This window comes from Facilibium subflavum, from assembly GCF_003574485.1.
GTDB lineage: Bacteria > Pseudomonadota > Gammaproteobacteria > Francisellales > Francisellaceae > Facilibium > Facilibium subflavum.
Genome location: NZ_QLIT01000040.1, coordinates 1 through 656 on the forward strand (window position 1 = coordinate 1; position 656 = coordinate 656).

1 protein-coding gene is annotated in these 656 nt (G+C 40.9%); it reads right to left on the reverse strand.

Annotated elements, in window-relative coordinates; all coding sequences use genetic code 11:
• Positions 1-110 precede the first annotated feature (110 nt).
• A partial coding sequence (locus DNK84_RS03425) for an RNA-dependent RNA polymerase family protein (RefSeq protein WP_456236410.1) occupies positions 111-656 on the reverse strand: 546 nt, incomplete at its 5' end.

Sequence of the window (656 nt, forward strand, 5' to 3'; positions counted from 1 at the left end):
AGACATCTCTGTTTCTCCTATTTATAATTTAAATTTTAAACATAATGTGAGAAAGCATGATGCCCCTCACAGAACCGTACTTGTAGATTTCCCACATACGGCTCTTCAACTTAACTCACTGAACCTGTTAAAGTATAAAAATCATGTGTGATTCGTGGCTGCGGTAGTGGGTAACGTTCAATATATTTGTTGAACTTCTCCCAACTCATTTTCCGCTTCTGGCTTCTTCGATTTAACCACTTCTTTGCCAATCTTTTGGCAATTGAGTAATATTTTGCGATTGCAGGAAAATTCCCGCTCACGCCATAGTATTCAAAATGCCCTCTTAGCTTAGCTTTGAGTGTTTTCCACCACTGCCTCGTCGGGAGCAAATTCCTAATAGCCTTAAACCAAGTGTTTAAATCTTTACACTTCGCTCTAAACTTCTTAGCACTTGTTTTACGCCCCAGTTTAAAGTAACCCTTTCTTGTCTTATCACAATAATGCGTAAAACCTAGGAAATCGAAAGTATTGGCTCTTCGACCTGTATTTGACGCATTGAGCCTCTCGTACCTGCCAAAGCTAATATTCCGACTCTTTTCTGGGTGCAGCTGTAGATCATACCTGTTAAACCTGTTTGAGAGTGCCCGCTCAATTCTGCGTGCATCCTCCGTCTC